Source organism: Streptomyces sp. NPDC127084, from assembly GCF_042724175.1.
In the GTDB taxonomy this organism is placed as follows: Bacteria; Actinomycetota; Actinomycetes; order Streptomycetales; family Streptomycetaceae; genus Streptomyces.
Genome location: NZ_JBHXFA010000340.1, coordinates 1 through 1117, shown reverse-complemented (window position 1 = coordinate 1117; position 1117 = coordinate 1). Strand labels below are relative to the sequence as shown.

Below are 1117 nucleotides of genomic sequence, written 5' to 3'. Positions count from 1 at the left end.
GGTGTGCAGAGGAGGCCGGTGCGTGTGTAGCGCCGCCAGAGGAGGCGGAGGACGAGGGCGGGTGCGATTGCGGAGGCGCCGAGGCAGAACGAGGTGATGGCGAGGGGCTGGAGGCTGCGGTGTTGTGCGAGGACGGCGAGTGTGATGACGGGTGCGCCTACTGCGAGGGCGGACAGTCGGGCCAGGGCCATTTCGCGCAGGGGTGCGGTGTCTGTGCGGGTGAGGACGTCGTGTGCCAGTGAGTTGGCGCAGGCCAGTGTCATGCTGGCGACGGATGCCAGGAGTGTCAGGAAGATCGCGGTGGTGACGGTGGTGAACAGGAGTCCTTCTGTGCGGGAGAGGTGTGTGCCGAATGCGGCGCGTGCGCCGAGGAGGTAGGCGGTGTTGCCGCGTGGGTCGGCGGCTGCGATCTGCCGGCCGCCGATCAGTGCGGTGGCCCCGACGGCGATCACGGTCATGACGCCCATGAACAGGGCGACGGCCGATACGGCCCAGGACATGGCCCGGCGTACCTGGCGTGTGCTGCCGGCGGTGTACATGCGCATGGTGACGTGGGGGAGGCAGGCGCCGCCCAGGACGATGGCGCACTGTGTGCTGATCATGTCCCAGGCGGGGTAGCGGCCGCCGGTGAACTGCAGTCCGTAGCGCAGGTATCCGGTGCCGGCGCCGCTGTGGGCGGCCGCGGCGCCGAACAGGGCCCGGGGGCTCCAGCCGAAGGTGTGCAGGAGCAGGGCGGCCACCACCAGACCCGATCCCAGCAGGATCACCGTTTTGAGGATCTGGATCAGCGCGGTCCCGCGCATGCCGCCGATCGCCGCGTAGGTGATCATCAGTGCGCCTGCGCCGACCACGCAGCCGGTGCGCATCGAGCCGTCGGAGAATCCCAGGACGAAGGCCAGCAACTGGCCCACGCCGGCGAGTTGGACGACCATCATGGGTACCAGTGCCGCGAGGGTGACCGCGCTGGCCGTGATGCGTACCGTCCGGCCCGGCATGCGGTGTGCCAGTACGTCTCCCATGGTGAAGCGGCCTGTGTGGTGCAGGGGTTCCGCCAGTACGAACATGAGCAGGAGCAGTGACAGCAGTGTGCTCAGTGCCAGTACCACGCCGTCGTATC

At 68.8% G+C, this 1117-nt stretch carries 1 protein-coding gene; it reads right to left on the bottom strand.

The window, feature by feature from the left end:
* A partial coding sequence (locus ACFWI9_RS34020) for a cation acetate symporter (protein ID WP_387169109.1) occupies positions 1-1117 on the bottom strand: 1117 nt, incomplete at both ends.